This window comes from Acinetobacter junii CIP 64.5 (assembly GCF_000368765.1).
Taxonomy (GTDB): Bacteria; Pseudomonadota; Gammaproteobacteria; order Pseudomonadales; family Moraxellaceae; genus Acinetobacter; species Acinetobacter junii.
In genome coordinates this window covers 708,360-729,590 of the sequence record NZ_KB849654.1, presented here as the reverse complement: position 1 = coordinate 729,590, position 21,231 = coordinate 708,360, and the positions used below count along the sequence as shown (strand labels likewise).

Sequence of the window (21,231 nt, the reverse complement as noted above, 5' to 3'; positions counted from 1 at the left end):
AAAGAAGTTTCAAATGAAACTTCTTTTTTTATTTTAGAGTTAGTTTCCAAACTCACCTGTCGCGCGTTCTTTTGCCCATTCTCTTAAAATAAATTTTTGTAATTTCCCTGTTGAGGTTTTTGGAATCTCGGTAATCACCACATCTTTCGGAACTTTAAAGCGCGCCAGCTCCTTTTGGCAATGCAGAATAATATCTTCCGCTGAAGCTGAGATACCTTGCTTTAATTCAATAAAAGCACAGGGAACTTCTTGCCAGCGTGGATCAGGTTTTGCAACGACTGCAGCAGTTAAAACGGCTGGATGGCGATAAAGAACATCTTCGACTTCAAGTGATGAGATATTTTCGCCACCTGAAATAATAATATCTTTGGAGCGATCAGTAATTTTCGCATATCCATCAGGATGACATACGGCTAAATCACCTGTATGGAACCAACCGCCTTTAAATGCCTCTTCGGTGGCTTGTGGGTTTTTAAGATAACCTTTCATCACGATATTGCCACGGAACATAATCTCACCCATGGTTTCACCATCATTGGGTACAGGCTGCATGGTTTCAGGATCTAGTACACGCATACTGTCTTGTAATGGATACGGAACGCCTTGACGTGAATGTAATTGAGCTTGCTCTTGGATAGTTAAATCACTCCAACCTGCTTGTGCAGCACATAAAGCAGACGGGCCGTAAGTTTCAGTCAAACCATACACATGATTGACATTAATACCTATATTTCGCATCCCTTCAATAATGGCAACGGGAGGCGCTGCGCCAGCCACCATCACTTCGACATGATGATCAAATGATGTGCGTTGATCTACTGGGGCATTGATGAGCATAGACAGCACAATAGGGGCACCGCAGAAATAATCGACTTTGTGTTCAGAAATATATTTGAAGATCAGAGCAGAATCGACACGGCGTAAACAAATATTGGTACCGCCACTAGCAGCAATAGACCAAGCAAAACACCAACCATTGCAATGGAAGAGCGGTAATGTCCACAGATAAACAGCACGAGGTTTCATACCGCAGGCCAAGATATTACTTGCCGCATTGAGGTAAGCGCCACGATGATGATAAACCACGCCTTTCGGGTTACCTGTAGTTCCCGAAGTATAATTCAGACTAATGGCATCCCATTCATCTTGTGGGAGCAACCATTCAAATTCAGGATCACCTTGAGCTAACCAAGATTCATATTCGTACTGCCCAAGTGCGATTTGTTCAGCATCATATTCCTCATCAAATACATCAATCACAATAATATCTTGATTGATCAGTGTTAATGCTTCTTCTGCAAGGGTTTTAAATTCAGGGTCGACAAGCAGTACTTTTGATTCTGCATGCGTAAGCATGAAAGCAATAGTTTTTGCATCCAAGCGTGTATTCAGCGTATTGAGTACAGCACCTGCCATTGGTACTGCAAAATGAGCTTCAATCATTGCAGGGACATTTGGTAACAGTACCGAAACGGTATCGTTTTTTTGAATACCTAGATTTTTGAGTTGATGTGCAAACTGGCGACAGCGTTGATAGGTTTGCTGCCAAGTGATTTGACGAGCACCATGAATAATTGCTGCTTGATGAGGGTAAATATACGCAGCACGTTCTAAATAGCGTAAAGGAGATAATGCGACAAAATTTGCAGGGGTTCTTGGTAATTCATCATATGCACTCACCATGTGTCTGTACTCCATTTCTGTTATTTTCATATATCTATAACAACATAGTGTGTTGTTAAACGGAATTCATTTAGGCTTTAGTCTGAAGTGTTGCCTGAATGATTTTGGTTTTTCTGAATCAAAGGTTTCATCCTTATCTAAACCTGTGTAAAATCTTGAATACTTTTTTATCCGCCGTTTTTTATCTTTTGAGGATTCCTCCTCAATACATAATCTCGCGGTGATATGCTCCTTCGTATAGGGCATCACTCCTTAAGGATTTTATTATGCCAATCATTACTTTACCAAATGGTGATCAAAAGCAATTTGATCATCCGATTTCCGTGATGGAACTTGCTCAAAGCATTGGTCCAGGTCTTGCAAAAAATACAGTTGCTGGTCGTATCAATGATCGTTTGGTGGATGCTTGTGATTTAATCACAGAAGATGCGACAGTTCAGATTATTACCCCGAAAGATGAAGAAGGTCTAGAGATCATTCGTCACTCATGTGCGCACTTGGTAGGACATGCTGTTAAGCAATTGTTCCCTGAGGCGAAAATGGTTATCGGCCCAGTGATCGAAGAAGGTTTCTATTACGATATCTGGATGCCACGCCCATTTACTTTGGATGATATGGCGGCGATCGAAGAGCGTATGAAAAAGCTCATCGATCAAGACTATGATGTCATCAAAAAAATGACACCACGTGATGAAGTGATTGCAGAATTTACAGCACGCGGTGAAGAATACAAATTACGCTTGATTGCAGACATGCCAAATGAAACACAAATGGGCTTGTACTACCATCAGGATTATTTGGATATGTGCCGTGGTCCGCACGTACCAAACACTAAATTCTTAAAATCATTCAAACTCACTAAAATCTCTGGTGCATACTGGCGTGGTGATGCGAAGAATGAACAGTTACAACGTATATATGGTACGGCTTGGGCTGATAAAAAACAGTTAGCAGCTTATATCAAACGTATTGAAGAAGCTGAAAAACGGGACCATCGTAAAATTGGTAAAGCTTTGGACTTATTCCACATGCAAGAAGAAGCACCTGGTATGGTGTTCTGGCATGCGAATGGTTGGACAATCTACCAAGTGCTTGAGCAATACATGCGTAAAGTTCAGCAAGACAATGGTTACCAAGAAATTAAAACACCACAAATTGTTGATTTCACTTTGTGGGAGAAATCAGGACATGCAGCGAACTATGCTGAAAACATGTTTACGACTCATTCAGAAAGTCGTAACTATGCAGTTAAGCCGATGAACTGTCCTTGTCACGTACAAGTGTTCAATCAAGGCTTAAAATCATACCGTGATTTACCAGTCCGTTTGGCGGAGTTTGGTTCATGTCATCGTAACGAACCATCTGGTTCATTACACGGGATTATGCGTGTTCGTGGCTTTACCCAAGATGATGCACATATTTTCTGTACCAAAGAGCAAATTGGTAAAGAGGTTGCAGACTTTATTAAACTGACTTTAGATGTTTATAAAGACTTCGGCTTTGAAGAAGTTCAAATGAAACTTTCAACACGTCCTGAAAAGCGTGTAGGCGATGATGCACTTTGGGATTTAGCAGAAAAATCTCTTGCTGATGCTTTAGATGATGCTGGCTTGGCTTGGGACTTGCAACCAGGTGAAGGTGCATTCTATGGTCCGAAGATTGAATTTTCATTAAAAGATTGCTTAGGTCGTGTGTGGCAATGCGGTACAATCCAGTGTGACTTCAATTTACCTATTCGTTTAGATGCTTCATATGTGACGGAAGAAAACGAACGTGATCAACCAGTCATGCTGCATCGTGCAATACTTGGTAGTTTTGAGCGTTTTATTGGTATACTAATTGAACATTACGCTGGTTTCATGCCACCTTGGCTTGCCCCAGTTCAAGCTTGTGTTATGAACATTACTGATTCTCAAGCTGAGGCGAGTGAGCAAGTCGTTGCAAAACTCAAAGAAAATGGTCTTCGTGCTATTTCTGACTTGAGAAATGAAAAAATCGGATTTAAGATTCGTGAGCGTACCCTAGAGCGTATTCCTTATCTTCTGGTTCTTGGTGACCGAGAAGTTGAAGAGGGAACTGTCAATGTCCGTACTCGCTCAGGAAAAAATTTAGGTACTATGTCAGTGGATGCATTCATTGATCTAGTGAAATCTGCCGTAGCCGAACGTGGCCGGTACATTGTGGAGTAATAAAGATTAAACAGCCTGACCGTAACCAACAACAAGGTGCTAAAAGTAACCGTCCTGCGATTAACGACGAGATCCGTGCAAAAGAAGTACGCCTTGTTGCTGCAGATGGAGAACAAAAAGGTGTCGTTTCATTAACTGAAGCATTACGTGCTGCTGAAGAAGCAAATCTTGACCTTGTTGAGATTGTTGCTAATGCAGAACCGCCTGTTTGTAAAATCATGGACTACAACAAGCACTTGTTTGATTTGAAACAAAAGCAAAAAGATGCGAAGAAAAAACAGCATCAAGTGCAAGTGAAAGAAATCAAGTTACGTCCAGCAACGGATGTAGGTGATTATCAGGTAAAATTGCGCGCAATTTTACGTTTCCTTGAAGAAGGAAATAAAGTGAAAATTACCTTACGTTTCCGTGGTCGTGAGATGGCGCATCAGCAACTTGGTCTAGCTCAATTGCAAAAGATTGAAGCTGACGTTGCGGAGTTTGGTGTAGTAGAACAAGCTCCGAAGATGGAAGGTCGTCAGATGGGCATGTTACTTGGTCCGAAAAAGAAAAAGTAATCATCCAATCATCAAAAAAGCCCTGCTCGAATAGCAGGGCTTTTTTGATTTAAAGCATAATTACTGAGTACTTACAGTTTTTTCTGTAGAATCAGGCTGATCAAGTAAAAGTTTTTTCTTACCAATTGGGATTTCGCGTGGAAGTTTCTCTTCTGGTATGATTCGTTCCAAGTCAATGACCAATAAACCATTCTCATAATCAGCTTGTTGAACTTCAATATGTTCATCTAAGCGTAAAGACAATTTAAAGGCACGACGCGCGATTCCTTTATGCAGATATTCAGTTGTTTCTTTCTGAACAACCTCAGGTTTACCTGAAATGGTAAGAAGCTGATTTTCTAGACTCAGTCCTAATTCCTCTAGGCTAAAACCTGCGGTAGCCACCACAATGCGATAACGGTTTTCACCAGATTTCTCTATGTTATATGGAGGGTAATTGGGTGTATCACTTTGCATGGCGTAGTCAATAAAATCATTTAAACGGTCAAATCCAATGCTACGACGAAATAAAGGATGAAGATTTAGATTACTCATGATTAGAACCTCCTGAGGTCAGCAAAGTTTTAAAAATAAGAAGATAAAACTTAAACCTGCCATGTATAAACATCGACAGAATGTTAAAAATCGTCATTTCTAACACAATAATTAATATGTGTTTGAGTTTAAAAAATTCAAGTTAAAGATCTATTTTTTTAAATAAATTTTATATATATTTGATAATTATAAAAATTATTTTTAATTTACAGAACTTGTTGTTTCTTTTTAAATCTATTAAGGTGTGTAAAGAGCCACCATCTACGGTGTATGGAGAATAATTTTAAAATGATTGATCTTTATTATTGGGGAACACCCAATGGACATAAAATAACCATTGCACTTGAGGAAATGGGCTTGGATTATCAAATTTTCCCAATTAATATTTTGGAAAATGATCAATTTCAACCTGATTTTTTACGTATTTCGCCAAATAATAAAATTCCAGCGATTGTTGATCAAAATGGACCAAATGGTGAACCGATTTCTGTATTTGAATCAGGTGCAATCCTACAATATTTAGGTCGGAAGACTGGATTATTCTATCCTACGGATGAACAAGAACGTGTTGAAGTTGAGCAATGGTTGATGTGGCAAATGGGTGGTTTTGGTCCGATGCTGGGTCAGAATCATCATTTTAGTAAATTTGCACCTGAACGTATTCCTTATGCGATAGAGCGCTATGTGAATGAAACTAAACGTCTGTATGGTGTGCTCAATAAACAATTAATTGGTCAAAAGTTTGTAGCTGGTGAATACTCTATTGCGGATATGGCTATCCTGCCGTGGGCGTTGCGTTACGATTGGCAAGGCATACAGCTTGAGGATTATCCATATGTTCAAGACTATATTGAACGTTTGACCGCACGTCCTGCTATTCAAAAAGCATTATCAATCAAAGTTTAACTTTATTATTACTACCGTGTTTAATGATTATATTAAGCATTGGGCTCTTCTCATGGGATTACTGATCGTAGTAGCAGTGAGTTGCAGTCTGATGCAATATTTTTTAGCGATAGATAATTTTGAATAGATGGTCTTAGTTTTAATCTTAAGTACAGGCTTTGTTTTTGCTTCACTATTTGCATTTTTACAAGTCAAAGCAAAGCATTCTGTTTTTCATACAGGAATTTGTGGAGGCATTTTCGCTTTATACCTTATCTTACTTTTTTATATTGATCTCACACTGTTGATTGATTGGAATGCTGTTTCAGAGGGTGAGATACAATTAACAATATTACAGAAAATGATTAAATCTGATGCCGCATTTTGGATTGCTTTTATTGTTCCATTTTTATATTCAAGCCTAAGTTATATTGTCCGATCTAAATCGGAGTCCAAAGTTTCGTGATCTCTTATCTTTTGTTATTTATTTCTGCTTTTGGTGCAGCGACATTATTGCCTCTACAGTCAGAGGCAGTCTTAATGACTTTACTGGTGCAGGGGCTTTCTAATCCATTTTATTTGATCTTAGTTGCGACTGTAGGCAATGTATTAGGTTCATGTGTGAACTGGTGGTTAGGGCTGAAAATTGAACATTTTAAAGATAAAAAATGGTTTCCTGTTTCTGAACAGCGTTTAGTACAAGCACAACAGATTTATCATAAATATGGTTTCTATTCTTTATTATTAAGCTGGACACCTGTCGTTGGAGATCCGATCACTTTAATTGCAGGATTGATGAAAGAAAATTTTTGGCGCTTTTTGCTGATCGTTACGATTGCCAAAGGTGGGCGTTATTTAACTTTATATGCTTTATATCTAGGCATTTTCTGAGGGTAGGGAAAGCTTGCTCGCTTTCCCTAAGTGTTCTAATGATCCGAACCTTTGGTGATATCGACTTTAAATAAATCAGTAGTTTTAAACCAACAATAAGTCACCACAGCAAGTGTCATACATCCGCCAAAAATGGTTGCAGTTATGGTTCCCATATACTTAGCGGCTAAACCAGATTCAAAAGCGCCGAGTTCATTGCTTGAAGAAACGAACATGCCATTAACCGCAGCAACACGACCTCGCATATTCTCAGGAGGGAAAATTTGTAAGACGGTTTGACGAACAACAACAGAAACACTATCACATGCACCAGTCATGGCTAAGGCAAATAGTGATAGCCATATATTGTTTGAAAAGGCAAACAGAATGGTAAAAATACCAAAACCAGCAACAGCGAATAACATATTTCGCCAAGCATGATGCGTTGGTGGAAATTTGGTTAAAACAATCATTGTTAACAACGCACCAATTGATGGAGCAGCACGTAAATATCCCAATCCTTCTGGACCGACCTTTAAAATATCCTCAGCAAATATAGGCAGAAGTGCAATTACCCCTCCAAATAATACTGAAATAAGATCTAATGATATGGCCCATAAGACAATTTTGGTTTTCCAAATAAAGCGAAAACCGTCTGTCAGACTTTGAAGAACGTTCTCAGTTTCCATTTTTGGAAAAGTTCTTTTTTGAAGTTGGGTAATCAGAATAAAACAAGTTGCTAACAATCCTGTGACTGTGAACAAGCTGGTCTCTCGCCCAAGAAATGCCAGCATAAATCCACCCAACATTGGACCGATAATCACGCCACTTTGCCAACCAATCGTCGTCCATGTTGCACCATTCGCATAAAGTTCACGTGGAATAAGAAATGGTTTGAGAGAGGTTGCTGAGGGGTTGTAGAAACCTCGGGTTGTTCCTAATGCAAAAATGACTGCATAAATTCCCCATGACAAAGTTGAGACACTAATCTTTTCTAAACCATATAAATGGAAGAGTGCCCAGAGCACGAGTGGCAATGGTGCTGCAAAAAATAAACAGACCTTCATAATGGTTTGCTTATTGAGTTTATCTGCAAAATAACCACCCCATAAGGAAAGCGCAATAAATGGAATGGCTTCAGCTAAACCGATAAAACCTAATGTGAGTGGATCACGTGTGATTTGATACAGTGAATAAGCAACGATAATTTCTTGAATCAGAATTGCCAGTGTTAAGCAGAATTGATTCAAGGTAACGATAGAGAAATCTCGATAGCGCAATGCAGCAAAAGCATCTTGTTGTGTATTCATTTCGAGTGTTTATGATTGAATTGAAGCTATTATAAGTAAGTAATTAATGTAAATTTCTCGTATTTTGAGAATTAATAATGGAAAATTTCGTTTGAGTAAAAGTCTTACTCTTACTCAAAAAATGAGCATTTTACTTTTGTTTTATTCGCAGATGTTATATCATGCTGCATTCCTTACCTGCAGGTCGATTTGCAATAGTGCAAACGCGCCGAACAGGTGCCTAAAAGAGGTTACTATGGCTAAGTTAAAAACTCGCCGTGGTGCAGCTAAACGCTTCAAAGCGACTGCAAACGGTTTCAAGCGCAAACAAGCATTCAAGCGCCACATTTTGACCAAAAAATCTGCTAAGCGTATCCGTCAATTGCGCGGTTGTGTAATGGTTCACGTAAGTGACGTTGCATCAGTTCGTGCTATGTGCCCATACATCTAAGGAGATTATAAATGGCTCGTGTAAAACGTGGTGTAGTGGCTCATCGTCGTCACAAAAAAATTCTTGCTCGCGCTAAAGGTTACTATGGTGCTCGTTCACGCGTTTACCGCGTAGCGTTCCAAGCGGTAATCAAAGCTGGTCAATACGCTTACCGTGACCGCCGTCAAAAGAAACGTCAATTCCGTGCTTTATGGATTGCGCGTATCAATGCTGGTGCTCGTCAAAACGGTTTGTCTTACAGCCGTATGATCGATGGCTTGAAAAAAGCTCAAGTGATCATCGACCGTCGCGTATTAGCTGACATCGCTATGCATGATGCAGTAGCATTTGCTGCTTTAGCTGAAAAAGCTAAAGGCGCATTAGCTGCATAAGCTTAGAGATTCAAAAGAAGGCCGCTTTTTAGCGGTCTTTTTTTATGGTTTTAGGATTTAGTAATAGAGAATAATTAGAGATCAATAAAATCTCCTAAAAGAATAGGAGCATCCATAATTTATTTTTTTTATAACTGTAAATTATTGCTTTTAGTAGTCTAAGTTTTCACAATTTAAGTATGTGATTTAAATTGTGAAAACTCTATTTTTTATGGCTAAATATTTTTTTAATTTAGAAAAATGATCTTAATAATTAGTTCGCTTTTGCACAGTTTTTGCTTCTTTAACATTCATATACAAGTTGGGTGATCAACACTTAGCTGAACAAATTTTTGTGGAGTTTGAATTGCAAAGCAATCGAAAAGGTCAAATACGTACAGCTAACTTTGGAGATGTAGCTAAAATCGCTGAGATTCACGTACAGTGTTGGAAAGAAACTTACGCAAATATCCTTAATCAAGAAATATTAGATCAATTAGATGCACAGGAAAAATTGATATTATGGCAAGCAATCACAAGAAGTTTAGATCATCAATTGTTAGTGTATATTGAAGATCAAAAAATAAAGGGTTTTTTAGATGGATATTTAAATCCTGAAAATAATGTAGCTGAAATTCGCGCTTTTTATCTTTTGCAGGAAATCCAAAAACAAGGTATTGGGCGTGAAATGTTTCAATGCTTTTACGACTATGTTGTTCAGAAAAGATATCAGTTTATTCGTTTAGAGGTTTTTAATAAGAATCCCAGTCGTTTCTTTTATGAAAAGATTGGAGCTGAATTGATTGGAGAAGCCGAACTTCCAGAGTTCGGCGAAGGAATAACGGAGCTAATTTATCAATGGGAAATTTAATCTAATTAAAAGTTGTACGCTTTTATTAAAGCCCAAAATAATAAGCAACCAAACAGATAATTACCGTAAGAATAATTAATTTAATGACGCTAGAAGTTCCAACCTTGTGTGGATGAGCTTCATTGAACTGTTGTGGGGTTTCCATGGTTCGGTCGATGATCTCTGGTTCATCCATGGTAAGTTGAGCTGTCTGATAATGATTTGCTGTTTTGACGATTAATTTAGCGAATAAATCCTCAGCCTTCTGTGAAAAATTACGAAGATTGATTTGTTCTTCAGGGCTAATGAGTTCACCAGAATCTGTATAAGGGTGCTTTTTTTGTTCTTCTAAGTGGTCGATAAGTGCTTGTGTTCGATGTAATAATTGATGAGCACAATCAGCTGGATAATCTGTTGGGATCAACGCCAAAAGTGTTTCATCAGGCTGATTATGATCTATTTCGTAGCCATAAAATGGGAAATCTTGTTGTTCAGGTTCTAAAAAGTATTCCGCATATTTGCTATTAAATAATTCGCGCTCTAAAAATTTTGAGACATCGTTCCAATTGATTTTCTGTAAATCAGTATCGATTTTTTTAGCGTATTTATCATTTAATTCATAGCGCCAAAATGTCTCTTCTCTTATTGTGTTTTTTTGAGAAAAAGGTGTTTCAAATTCCTGATCAGTGTTAAACCATTCAGCGAGTTCATGTCCGCAAATCCAAGCGGTTTTTTTATTGGTTTGATGACTTACAATAAAATGTGCAAATGGTAGAAGCTCGACATTAGGATTAGGATTTTGTTCGTCGTTGAGAATACTAGAAAGATGTAAGCTTAGTTTTTTGACGCCTTGTTTTTTCAAACCCTCAAGCCAAATTTGGAAATGTTGTGCCAGCAAATGTTGTGATAGTAGATCTCTGAAGATTAAGCAGTTTTTACTGAAAATAGGATGTTCGATCCAGCGATTAAAGTTCAGATTTCCTGCAAGAAATTCATTGCCATAGCTAACAAGTGTAAGTTGTTGTTTACAGATTTGATCAAGCGCCATCGTTATTGTTTCTCATTGACGATATTCGTATCTTATACATTTTATTCAGATATTGATTATTTTTTTGCGAAAATTTATTGCACCACGGGCATTTGTTGTCCATTTGGGCATAAAGTTTAACGCTAAAAAGTACTCTATTTAAACAGTCCTTTATCTTCATAAACTAGGTAAAAAGCTGATAAACTATAGCGTTTTATTATATTTCTATAATTTGTTGCTTTGAGAGTTACTATGTCACTGGAAGCCCTGACCACTGAAGCGCTTGCTGCCATTGCAGCGGCTCAAGACCTTGCCGCACTCGACCAAGTTCGTGTGCAATTTACAGGGAAAAAAAGCCAGCTTGCAGAGCAGTCTAAAGCATTAGGAAAAATGGATCCTGAAGAGCGCAAAGTACAAGGTGCTGCGATTCATGCTGTTCGTGAGGCTATCAATGCTGCTTTGACTGAACGTCAGCAGACACTACAACAAGCTGAGTTGGCAAAAAAATTAGCAAGTGAAACCATTGATATTACTTTACCAGGCCGCGGTCAGCGCATGGGAAGTATTCATCCTGTGACTCAAGTACAAGAGCGTATTTGCCAATTCTTTACTAAAGCAGGTTTCCAAGTAGCACATGGTCCAGAAGTTGAAGATGATTATCACAACTTTGAAGCCTTAAATATTCCGGGACATCACCCAGCACGTGCCATGCATGACACTTTCTACTTTGATGCAACCCATTTGCTTCGTACCCATACTTCGGGCGTGCAAATTCGAACCATGGAAACCAGTCAGCCGCCAATTCGTATCGTGTGTCCTGGCCGTGTTTATCGTTGTGACTCAGATCAAACCCATTCGCCAATGTTCCATCAGATCGAAGGTTTGTACGTTGCTGAAAATACCAGCTTTGCTGAGTTAAAAGGTTTATTGATTAACCTACTCAATGAGTTCTTTGAAAAAGATTTAAAAGTACGTTTCCGTCCATCTTACTTTCCATTTACAGAGCCAAGTGCAGAAGTGGATATTATGGATGAACGTGGTCGTTGGTTAGAAGTTTTAGGCTGTGGCATGGTGCATCCAAATGTATTGCGTGCCGCAGGAATTGATCCTGATAAATACAAAGGCTTTGCCTTTGGTCTAGGGGTAGAACGTTTTGCAATGTTGCGTTATGGCATCAATGATTTGCGTATGTTCTACCAAAATGACGTGCGTTTCTTACGCCAATTTGCCTAAACAGTTTTTCAGGATTAAAGAAGGTTTATACAAATGAAAATTAGTGAAAATTGGTTACGCAGCTGGGTAAATCCAGCGATTGATAGCGATACATTGTCCGATCAATTGACCATGTTGGGTTTAGAAGTTGATGAGTTAGCACCTGTTGCAAAACCGTTTACTGGTGTGGTTGTTGGTGAAGTCCTTACGGTTGAACAACATCCAGATGCGGATCGTTTACGTGTGACCACGATTAATATTGGTTCGGGTGAGGCCTTACAGATTGTCTGTGGTGCGCCAAATGTTCGTGTGGGCATGAAAGCTCCTGTTGCAATGATCGGTGCAGTATTGCCAGGTGATTTCAAAATTAAAAAAGGCAAGCTGCGTGGTGTTGAATCACAAGGTATGCTCTGCGGTGCTTCTGAAATTGATTTAGAAGACAAAATTGATGGTTTGTTAGAGTTGCCTGCTGATGCACCAGTGGGGATGAATATTCGTGAATATTTAAAACTTGATGACAATGTCATTGATATCAGTATCACGCCAAACCGTGGTGACTGCTTTAGTATCCGCGGGATTGCCCGTGAAATCGCAGTGATCAATCAGTTAAAGATGAATGAGCCTGAGATCCAGTCTGTACCTGCAACAATCACAGATGAGAAAGCAGTAACGATTAGCACGGAAGGTACACCACGTTATTTGGGTCGTATTATCAAAAATGTCAATGTCAAAGCGCCAACCCCTGAATGGATGGAACAGGCATTGGCACGCTCAGGCATTCGTACGCATAGTATTTTGGTGGATATTACTAACTATGTATTACTTGAGCTTGGTCAACCGATGCATGCCTTTGATTTGGCAAAAATCGAAGGTTCGATTCAAGTGCGCCAAGCGCAGCCACAAGAAAAACTGACTTTGCTCAATGATCAAGAAGTTGAACTGCAAGATGACATCATGGTTATTGCAGATGATCAGAAAGTATTGGCAATTGCAGGCATTATGGGCGGGCTGGATTCATCGGTAACTGATGAGACTCAAGACATTTTCCTTGAAAGTGCATTTTTTGCACCTTTAGCTATTGCAGGTCGTGCTCGTCGTTTTGGTTTGCATACTGACTCATCACAGCGCTACGAACGTGGCGTTGACTTTGAATTGCCGATGATTGCCATGCACCGTGCTTCTGAGCTGATTCAAGCCTTTGCTGGTGGTGAATTTGGTCCAATTACGGTTGCCGAGCAAGAGGCTTTATTGCCGAAACGTGAAGCGATTGTATTGCTACAAGCACAGGTTGATCAGTTGTTAGGCTATCAAGTTGCTGGTGATTTTATTGCAGATGCATTAACACGGTTGGGCTGTGTGGTGGAAAGCAAAGCTGAAGGTGAGTGGAGCGTAGTTCCACCATCACATCGCTATGATATGGCAATTTATCAAGACTTGATTGAAGAAGTTGCACGTATTCACGGCTATGACAACATTCAGATCAGCTTGCCAAAAATTGATGTGAAACTAGAGAAATATCAAGACCGTTTTGAAATTGCTCAACTGCGCCAGACCATTGCAACTTTGGGGTATCAAGAGGCGATTAGCTTTAGCTTTGCCGATGCAAAACTTGAAAAGCAATTGAATCCAAATGTGCAGCCATTAATGCTTGCCAACCCAATTTCAAGTGACTTGGCTGCAATGCGTAGTACCTTGTTATCCAGCCTGATTCCTTGTGTCCAGTACAATTTAAACCGTCAGCAGCAGCGTGTCCGTTTCTTTGAACTGGGCTTGCGTTTTGATTATCAAAATGCACAAAGTATTCATGACCTGAAACAGATTCCGACTCTGGCCATGATTGCGGTTGGTTCACGTGTACCAGAATCTTGGCATGCAAAGCCACAGGCAATGGATTTCTTTGATTTCAAGGGTGAGGTGGAAGAAATTCTGGCTGCGGGGCGTGTAAAGGCTGAATTTGTCCGTACTGAGCGTGCATGGCTGCATCCAGGTCAATCTGCGGAAATTGTGGTAAATGGACAGTCGATTGGTTACTTGGGGCGTTTACATCCCTCACTGGAAAATGAGCTGGATTTGAGCACAACATGGGTGGCAGAACTGGATCAGCAGGCTGTTTTGCAATCTTATGTATCTAATTTTACAGAATTATCACGTTTTCCATCGGTTAGACGTGATATTGCGCTTTTAATCTCTGATAATATTGAGGTTAGAGATATTCAGCGCTTAATTGAGCAGACTGGTGGTGAGTTACTCGACTCAACATGGTTATTCGATGTGTATACGGGGCAAGGGGTTGAACAAGGCAAGCGCTCTTTAGCTTTTGCAGTGTTGTGGCAACATCCAGCACGTACGCTTGAAGATGCTGAAATTAAATCTGGTATGGATAACATTATTCAAGTGTTGGAAGACACTTACCAAGCGACATTGAGGGCCTCATGACAGCATTAACAAAAGCAGAGATGGCGGACCATTTAAGTGAGCTTACTAGCTTAAATCGCCGAGAAGCAAAGCAAATGGTTGAGCTATTTTTTGATGAAATAAGCCAAGCCTTAATTGCGGGTGAACAAGTCAAACTTTCTGGATTCGGTAATTTCGAATTGCGTGATAAACGTGAACGCCCAGGGCGAAATCCTAAGACTGGCGAAGAAATTCCAATTTCTGCTCGTCGTGTAGTGACGTTTAGAGCAGGGCAGAAATTTAGACAACGTGTTGGAAATGAGCAGATCGATTGATCTGCTTTTTTTATATCCACTTTTTTTTATTTAAAATTAAACATAAAAGTATCAGGCATAAAAAAAGAGAACCGTAAGGTTCTCTTTTTTATAATCTAAAATTAGATTATTGAGCAGCAGAAGCAGCAACGTCAGAAGCAGCAACGTCAGAAGCAGCAACGTCAGAAGCAGCAACAACAGCGTCAGAAGCAGCAACAGTAGCTTCAGAAGCAGCAGCGTTTGCATCAGTAGCAGCTTCTTCTTTCTTAGAGCAACCAACGAAAGCTAAAGTAGTAGCGATAGCAGCAACAACAGCAAATTTTTTGAATAACATGGCATCACTCTCATAAAATTGTGAGATTAAAAAAAACCTTAGTTAGTCTGTTTGTGCTTTTAATATTCCTAAACGCTTTTAGGTAACAACGCAGGGAGCAGCCTAACTGGTCTGTGGCTATCCTATCAAAGCAAACCATGAATTACTACTGTTCTGTCCAACAAAACGACAAAATTTGACAAAAATTGGCTAATTTTTGATAGAAAATAACTATTGATAATTGGTTTTTGATAGGAGTTTTATTACTACAATAGGGTTTTATTTGTTAATTTTTTTAAAATCAAATACTTGAATTTTTATCAAGAAATACATTTTAAATGTAAAAAATATGTAATCTTGTCAACCAATTAAAAAAAGCCACCATTAAGGTGGCTTTTTTATGTTGCCGTTATGTTGATGCTTTGCGTTTCATTTGATCAAAGAAATCATCATTCGTCTTGGTTTCTTTCATTCGATCTAATAAAAATTCCATTGCGGCAAGCTCATCCATCGGATGTAATAATTTGCGTAGAATCCAGACTTTACGTAAGTTTTCTTCACCCATTAAGCGCTCTTCGCGACGAGTACCTGATTTCTTGATGTTCATTGCAGGGAATACACGTTTCTCTGCAATACGGCGATCAAGCGTAATCTCTTGGTTACCTGTACCTTTGAATTCTTCGTAAATGACATCATCCATCTTACTACCTGTTTCGATTAATGCGGTCGAAATGATTGTAAGTGAGCCACCTTCTTCAATATTACGTGCAGCACCAAAGAAGCGTTTTGGGCGTTCTAATGCATGAGCATCTACACCACCTGTAAGTACCTTGCCAGATGAAGGAATGACAGTATTATAAGCACGTGCAAGACGAGTAATTGAGTCAAGCAGAATCACAACATCCTTTTTATGCTCAACTAGACGTTTTGCTTTCTCAATCACCATTTCCGCAACTTGTACGTGACGAGCTGGTGCTTCATCGAAGGTCGAGGCAACCACTTCACCACGTACTGTACGTTCCATTTCCGTTACTTCTTCGGGACGTTCGTCAATAAGAAGAACAATCAGAAATACTTCTGGATTATTACGGACGATTGATTGAGCAATGTTTTGCAATAACATTGTTTTACCTGCTTTAGGCGGTGCAACAATGATTGAACGTTGGCCCTTACCAATTGGTGCTACTAAATCTACTACACGTGCAGTGAGATCTTCAGTTGTACCATTGCCTAGCTCCATAACGAGTTGTTCAGTTGGGAACAATGGAGTGAGGTTTTCGAATAAAATCTTATTACGCGAGTTTTCTGGTGTGTCGTAGTTAATTTGATTTACTTTTAGTAAAGCAAAATAACGTTCACCTTCTTTAGGTGGGCGAATTGTACCTGTAATGGTATCGCCAGTGCGAAGGTTGAAACGACGTATTTGTGATGGGCTCACATAAATATCATCTGGTCCAGCTAAATATGAACCAGCGGCTGAGCGAAGGAAACCAAAGCCATCAGAAAGGATTTCAAGAACACCATCACCAAAGATTTCTTCGCCATTCATGGCATGGCGCTTTAAAATGGCAAAAATAATATCTTGTTTACGGTTACGTGCCATGCCTTCAAGGCCCATAAACTCCGCAATTTTAATGAGTTCGCCAATGGGTTTTTTCTTGAGTTCAGTTAAGTTCATAAGTGGTCAGACAGAATGGAATAAGTGGAGGATAATGTTAGGGAAAGAATAAAAAATCGACCGCATACATACGTGCTGATGTAATTGTATTTACACAACCACAATTCAGTAGTCTGGTTCATTGTTTCAGAGAGAAATGTGAAAACAATTGTTATTGCCGAGCGGCGATCTTATGTTTGTGTCTTGTAAGAAGCGCGATGAAGTAGATTCCATTCAAAGCTTCTTGATCCAGTAATATAGGTTAAATCAAGGAAAATGTCAATTTATACGAGGAAATACGCTATTAGACTAATAACGTATTTGAAGTCGGGTTCAATCTAAATAAAGTTAGACGTTTTGATCGATAAATGCAGCAAGTTTTGAGCGAGGAGCTGCGCCAACTTGTTGAGCAACAACTTCACCATTTTTGAACATTAATAGAGCTGGAATATTACGGATATTGTATTTCACAGCTGTTTCTTCACATGCAGTTACGTCGACTTTAACGATTTTTACTTTACCTGCATATTCGTTAGAAAGGTCTTCTAGGACAGGTGCAATTGCTTTACAAGGTGCACACCAACCAGCCCAAAAGTCTACAAGTACAGGAGTTTCAGCATCTAAAACATCTGCTTGGAAGTTTTCATCAGTTGTATTAACAATAGTCGCAGACATAAGGTTGCTCCAAAATTTAGAAATAAAGTGCGAATTCAATCATCTTCACGATGAATATTACATTGCTACTTTATTCAATGTAAGGGTTTGTTGCCATTATTCAAGTATCAAAATGAAAAGTCCAATGGATGCTCACGATGTTCACTATCGACTTATACAATCATTTATGTGTTAAAAAGAGAAAATCTGCTGCTTTTATTGCTTAAAATGACTTTAAAATTCTAAGCATGTGAATTACTCTAATGCGTGAATTGAGCATGGGTTTATATGAAGAATGTCTGATTTTCTGATTGATGAAGAATTACTTGCTGCGATTGATATGGGATCGAATAGTTTCCATTTGGCAATTGCTCGTGTAGATCACGGAGAGGTTAAGAAAGTTGCTTCAATGTCAGAAAAGGTTCAGTTGGCCGCTGGACTCGATGAAAATAAAAATTTAACTGAAGCTGCGCAACAGCGTGGTTTGGCTTGTCTAGCTCGATTCGTTGGGCGTTTAAGTTCTGTTCAACCTAATCGTTTAAGAATTGTGGCAACCAATGCGTTACGACAAGCTAAAAATGGTCACGAGTTTATTCAAAAAGCTGCTGAAATTTTACCAAAGCCAATTGAGATTATTGCTGGTCGTGAAGAGGCTCGTCTAATTTATTTAGGTGTTTCTCATACCATGGCAAATGGTGGCAGACGTTTAGTCGTTGACATCGGTGGGGGGTCAACAGAATTTATTATTGGTGAAGAGTTTGAGCCTTTGCATACTGAATCCTTGCAAATGGGTTGCGTTGCCTTTAGTAAGGCATATTTTGCAGATGGTGAGATTTCAACAAAAGCCTTTGATAAAGCGGTAGTTGCTGCTCGTAAAGAGCTCTCTGCAATCGCAAATACTTATAAATCAGAAGGCTGGGATACAGTAGTCGGTTCTAGCGGGACGATTAAAGCTTGTCGCCAGATTTCTGTGAATTTAGGTTTAAGTGATGAGCAAGAAAATCTGACCCGTGAAGGCTTATATAAGTTAAAAGATCGTTTGTTAAAATTCAAACATGTCTCTGAAATTGATTTTGAAGGACTACGCGAAGATCGTCGAGCAGTTTTGCCAGCTGGTCTAGCAATTTTGTACGCTATTTTTGAAGTGATGAATATTGATAAATTGGCATATTCTGACGGTGCATTACGTGAAGGTGTGATGTATGACCTGTTAGGTCGATTTAAACATGAAGATATTCGTGACCGTAGTGTGCAAGCATTAATGGGACGTTACAACGCTGATCCTAAACAAGCCGAACGTGTAGTGAATACCGCGCAACAATTGTTTGATGGCGTTGCAGTTGCTTTAAATTTAACGACTGAAGACAGTGACTTACTACGTCGTGCAGCTTATTTACATGAAATTGGATTAGCGATTAGTCATGGTGGTTATCATCGTCATGGTGCATATTTATTGCAGCATTCTGATATCCCCGGTTTCTCTCAAATCGATCAAAATCACCTCTCTCATCTTGTATCGCACCATCGTCGTAAATTACGTGCAGATGCAAAAAATGATGTAATGAAGGTGGGTGGCAGCCATTTACTTTATTTGTGTTTGCTATTACGCCTCGCTGTTTTGCTGAACCATAGTCGTAGTGATCAGATGCTTCCTGCCATTGAACTGAGTGTTGTAAATGGTCAACAATGGCAACTCAGCGTTTCTGGCGATGCTAAACAATGGCCTTTATTGGTTGCTGATTTGCATGATGAGCAAGTGCAGTTTAAGAATTGGGACATTGAGTTAAATATTCAGTCAGACAATTTTGTTGATTAACAATACATCCTTGTTAGGGATTATCTACGACTTATGAAAAATAAAGCGACTCAGTCCAAGGCTTGGGCTACGGTTCAAATTGCGCGACATCCTGAACGCCCGCAATTTCTAGATTATGTTAGTGAAATCTTTACTGAATTTGATGCACTTCACGGTGACCGTTTGTATGGTGATGATGGTGCCATGATCGGTGGTCTTGCTCGTTTTGACGGACAACCCGTAATGGTAGTTGGTCAACATCGTGGACGTAGTACGCGTGAAAAGTTACAACATAACTTTGGTATGTGTAACCCAGAAGGCTATCGTAAATCACAACGTTTGCTAGATATGGCTGAGCGTTTTAATTTACCTGTATTTACTTTTGTCGATACCATGGGTGCTTATCCAGGTGTAGGTGCAGAAGAGCGTGGACAAGCAGAAGCGATTGCAACCAGTTTGGCTCAGCTTTCTAGTTTGAAAGTGCCAGTGATTGCGACTGTACTTGGTGAAGGTGGTTCAGGTGGTGCGCTAGGTATAGGTGTGGCAGATCGAGTAATTATGCTTTCACACAGTATTTATTCTGTGATTTCACCAGAAGGTTGTGCTTCTATTTTATGGAAAACTGCTGATAAAGCAGCGCAAGCGAGTGAAGCCTTAGCTCTGACTGCTGACAAATTGAAAGCGCTTGGAATTGTGGAGTATGTTGTGGATGAAGGTGAGGGGGCACATTTGCAACCTGAGAAAGTCATGCATGATTTGAAAGATGTACTCAAACAAGCCTTAGAAGAATTGCAACCGATGGATGCTCAAGCACGATGCGAAGCACGTTATCAACGTTTAATGAAGTTTGGCAGCAGCAATTTAGGCATCGCGTCTTAGCACAAACACAGCATTTTTCTAAAGATACTCAATTCTTAATTGGGTGCAGCGGCGGCATGGATTCCATGCTGTTGTTGTATCTAATGTCCGAAATTTTCCCAAGCCAAACCCGTTCAATTTATATTGATCATCAGTTGCAATCGAGCAGTACGGAGTGGGGATGTTTAGTTCAGAAACAATCTGAACAATTAAACATTCCTTGTGTGATCCAAAAAGTACATGTCGATGCAGGAAATCTTGAGCAGCAAGCACGTCATGCACGTTATCAAGCCTATATACAGCATTTAAAAAATCATGAAATCTTGGTGTTAGCTCATCACCAACAAGACCAAGCTGAAACTCTACTATTGCGTTTATTTTCAGGTGCAGGTGTTAATGGTTTATCCGCCATGCAAGCATATGATGTGCGAAAAGATTTGACGATATGGCGACCTTTTTTAGAGCTCAGCCGACAGCAAATTGAGGAGTGGACTAAACAAATTGGTTTTGAATATGTTGTCGATCCAACAAATCATGATACTCATTATGATCGGGCATGGTGTCGTGAAGAGTTATGGCCTGTATTAGAAAGGCGCTTCCCAAAAATGCAATCAGCTGTGTCACGAACGAGTTATCTGATGCAAGATGCCGCAGAAATTTTAGATGATGTACTGCAAAGTGATTGGAAATTATGTGCAACTGAGAATGAGCTGGATTTAACTCGCCTGTTGGAATTATCGGATGCACGCAAACGTCAATTGTTGTCCGCTTGGATAAAAGGCAAAGATCAATACCGCCCAAGTTATGAAATGGTCAAACGCCTTCAAGATGAAGTGATTTTTGCTAAGCCTGACGCACAAGCAACTTTACATATTAATTCTTATTATTATGTCCGCTACCAGAAAAAATTGTATCGTCTAACTCATGCAGAGCTGTACGCAGAAAAGCTTTTTCCAATTCAACCTATTATGAATCAATCTTACAACTTGGAACAAATGATTCAAACTGCTTCAGGTAAGTTCAAAATATTGACGCAAGATATAGGTCTTTCCAAACAATTATTAAATAAAGATTTAAAATTGATTAAACGTCAAGGTGGTGAAAAAATTCATCTTTACGGGCGAATCGGGCATTGGCCACTGAAAAAAGCGATTCAAGATGCACAGATTTTGCCTTGGTTCCGTCATACAATTCAAATATTAGTCGTGGAAAATGTTATGCTTGGGGTTTTTAGCCCTAAAGGGTTTTGGTTGGCTCAATCTGACTATATCGAGCAGGGAGGGTGGCAACCAAGTTTAGTTTCAGATTGTCGAGAAAACTCTCCTCAATCTTTTTCAAATGACGAGTAG

Annotated in this window: 20 protein-coding genes; 13 read left to right on the top strand and 7 right to left on the bottom strand. The window is 39.4% G+C overall.

The window, feature by feature from the left end:
- Positions 1-39: 39 nt before the first annotated feature.
- On the bottom strand, positions 40-1,683 hold the full coding sequence (locus tag F948_RS05050; protein WP_004960698.1) for an acyl-CoA synthetase: 1,644 nt from the start codon (positions 1,681-1,683) through the stop codon (positions 40-42).
- Between the two features lie 266 nt (positions 1,684-1,949).
- Between F948_RS05050 and thrS the strand changes: the two genes are divergently transcribed.
- Complete coding sequence (thrS, locus tag F948_RS05040; RefSeq protein WP_004960696.1) at positions 1,950-3,872, top strand: threonine--tRNA ligase; 1,923 nt, start codon at positions 1,950-1,952, stop codon at positions 3,870-3,872.
- A 5-nt stretch (positions 3,873-3,877) separates the two neighbouring features.
- Complete coding sequence (gene infC / locus F948_RS15965; protein ID WP_075696111.1) at positions 3,878-4,429, top strand: translation initiation factor IF-3; 552 nt, start codon at positions 3,878-3,880, stop codon at positions 4,427-4,429.
- Between the two features lie 60 nt (positions 4,430-4,489).
- Here the strand turns inward: infC and F948_RS05030 are convergent, their stop codons facing one another.
- A complete protein-coding gene (locus tag F948_RS05030) occupies positions 4,490-4,963 on the bottom strand; it encodes an Hsp20 family protein (protein ID WP_004960693.1) in 474 nt (157 codons plus the stop codon).
- 288 nt (positions 4,964-5,251) lie between these two features.
- On the opposite strand from F948_RS05030, the gene F948_RS05025 reads away from it, so the two are divergent.
- Entirely contained in the window at positions 5,252-5,869 is a 618-nt protein-coding gene (locus tag F948_RS05025; protein ID WP_004960689.1) for a glutathione S-transferase N-terminal domain-containing protein, read from the top strand.
- Positions 5,870-6,313: 444 nt separating this feature from the next.
- Complete coding sequence (locus F948_RS05015; protein WP_026057386.1) at positions 6,314-6,739, top strand: YqaA family protein; 426 nt, start codon at positions 6,314-6,316, stop codon at positions 6,737-6,739.
- A 35-nt stretch (positions 6,740-6,774) separates the two neighbouring features.
- On the opposite strand, the gene F948_RS05010 is transcribed toward F948_RS05015, so the two are convergent.
- Positions 6,775-8,028: an MFS transporter gene (locus F948_RS05010; RefSeq protein ID WP_004960679.1), complete on the bottom strand. Its 1,254-nt coding sequence runs from the start codon at positions 8,026-8,028 to the stop codon at positions 6,775-6,777.
- 235 nt (positions 8,029-8,263) lie between these two features.
- On the opposite strand from F948_RS05010, the gene rpmI reads away from it, so the two are divergent.
- The 3 genes from rpmI to F948_RS04995 all read left to right on the top strand — a co-directional run bounded on the left by rpmI (position 8,264) and on the right by F948_RS04995 (position 9,679).
- On the top strand, positions 8,264-8,458 hold the full coding sequence (rpmI, locus tag F948_RS05005) for a 50S ribosomal protein L35 (protein WP_004637967.1): 195 nt from the start codon (positions 8,264-8,266) through the stop codon (positions 8,456-8,458).
- Positions 8,459-8,469: 11 nt separating this feature from the next.
- On the top strand, positions 8,470-8,829 hold the full coding sequence (gene rplT / locus F948_RS05000) for a 50S ribosomal protein L20 (RefSeq protein ID WP_000124858.1): 360 nt from the start codon (positions 8,470-8,472) through the stop codon (positions 8,827-8,829).
- Positions 8,830-9,130: 301 nt separating this feature from the next.
- Positions 9,131-9,679 carry a GNAT family N-acetyltransferase gene (locus tag F948_RS04995; RefSeq protein WP_004960675.1) on the top strand — a complete coding sequence of 183 codons (549 nt, stop codon included), beginning with the start codon at positions 9,131-9,133 and terminating at the stop codon, positions 9,677-9,679.
- Positions 9,680-9,704: 25 nt separating this feature from the next.
- Here F948_RS04995 and F948_RS04990 read toward each other — a convergent pair whose 3' ends face one another.
- A complete protein-coding gene (locus tag F948_RS04990; protein ID WP_004960671.1) occupies positions 9,705-10,706 on the bottom strand; it encodes a hypothetical protein in 1,002 nt (333 codons plus the stop codon).
- A 231-nt stretch (positions 10,707-10,937) separates the two neighbouring features.
- Here F948_RS04990 and pheS point away from each other — a divergent pair, with 231 nt between their 5' ends.
- Genes pheS through F948_RS04975 form a run of 3 tightly spaced genes read left to right on the top strand, consistent with a single transcriptional unit; the run spans position 10,938 to position 14,626 of the window.
- Positions 10,938-11,918 carry a phenylalanine--tRNA ligase subunit alpha gene (gene pheS, locus F948_RS04985; protein ID WP_004664219.1) on the top strand — a complete coding sequence of 327 codons (981 nt, stop codon included), beginning with the start codon at positions 10,938-10,940 and terminating at the stop codon, positions 11,916-11,918.
- Between the two features lie 33 nt (positions 11,919-11,951).
- Positions 11,952-14,333, top strand: a complete 2,382-nt coding sequence (pheT, locus tag F948_RS04980; RefSeq protein WP_004960666.1) for a phenylalanine--tRNA ligase subunit beta — start codon at positions 11,952-11,954, stop codon at positions 14,331-14,333.
- Entirely contained in the window at positions 14,330-14,626 is a 297-nt protein-coding gene (locus F948_RS04975; RefSeq protein WP_004664224.1) for an integration host factor subunit alpha, read from the top strand. Before pheT ends, F948_RS04975 begins: the two co-directional genes overlap by 4 nt.
- A gap of 106 nt (positions 14,627-14,732) precedes the next feature.
- On the opposite strand, the gene F948_RS04970 is transcribed toward F948_RS04975, so the two are convergent.
- The 3 genes from F948_RS04970 to trxA all read right to left on the bottom strand — a co-directional run bounded on the left by F948_RS04970 (position 14,733) and on the right by trxA (position 17,250).
- Positions 14,733-14,939 (bottom strand): hypothetical protein, encoded by a 207-nt coding sequence (locus F948_RS04970; protein WP_004960663.1) that lies wholly within the window; start codon positions 14,937-14,939, stop codon positions 14,733-14,735.
- 388 nt (positions 14,940-15,327) lie between these two features.
- Entirely contained in the window at positions 15,328-16,596 is a 1,269-nt protein-coding gene (gene rho / locus F948_RS04965; RefSeq protein WP_004955720.1) for a transcription termination factor Rho, read from the bottom strand.
- Positions 16,597-16,923: 327 nt separating this feature from the next.
- Entirely contained in the window at positions 16,924-17,250 is a 327-nt protein-coding gene (trxA, locus tag F948_RS04960; protein ID WP_004906753.1) for a thioredoxin, read from the bottom strand.
- A gap of 274 nt (positions 17,251-17,524) precedes the next feature.
- On the opposite strand from trxA, the gene ppx reads away from it, so the two are divergent.
- Genes ppx through tilS form a run of 3 tightly spaced genes read left to right on the top strand, consistent with a single transcriptional unit; the run spans position 17,525 to position 21,231 of the window.
- On the top strand, positions 17,525-19,045 hold the full coding sequence (gene ppx, locus F948_RS04955) for an exopolyphosphatase (RefSeq protein WP_004960659.1): 1,521 nt from the start codon (positions 17,525-17,527) through the stop codon (positions 19,043-19,045).
- Positions 19,046-19,078: 33 nt separating this feature from the next.
- Positions 19,079-19,903, top strand: coding sequence for an acetyl-CoA carboxylase carboxyltransferase subunit alpha (locus F948_RS04950; RefSeq protein ID WP_004960656.1), 825 nt, complete (start codon positions 19,079-19,081; stop codon positions 19,901-19,903).
- Positions 19,840-21,231: a tRNA lysidine(34) synthetase TilS gene (tilS, locus tag F948_RS04945; RefSeq protein WP_075696116.1), complete on the top strand. Its 1,392-nt coding sequence runs from the start codon at positions 19,840-19,842 to the stop codon at positions 21,229-21,231. The genes F948_RS04950 and tilS overlap by 64 nt, the downstream gene beginning before the upstream one ends.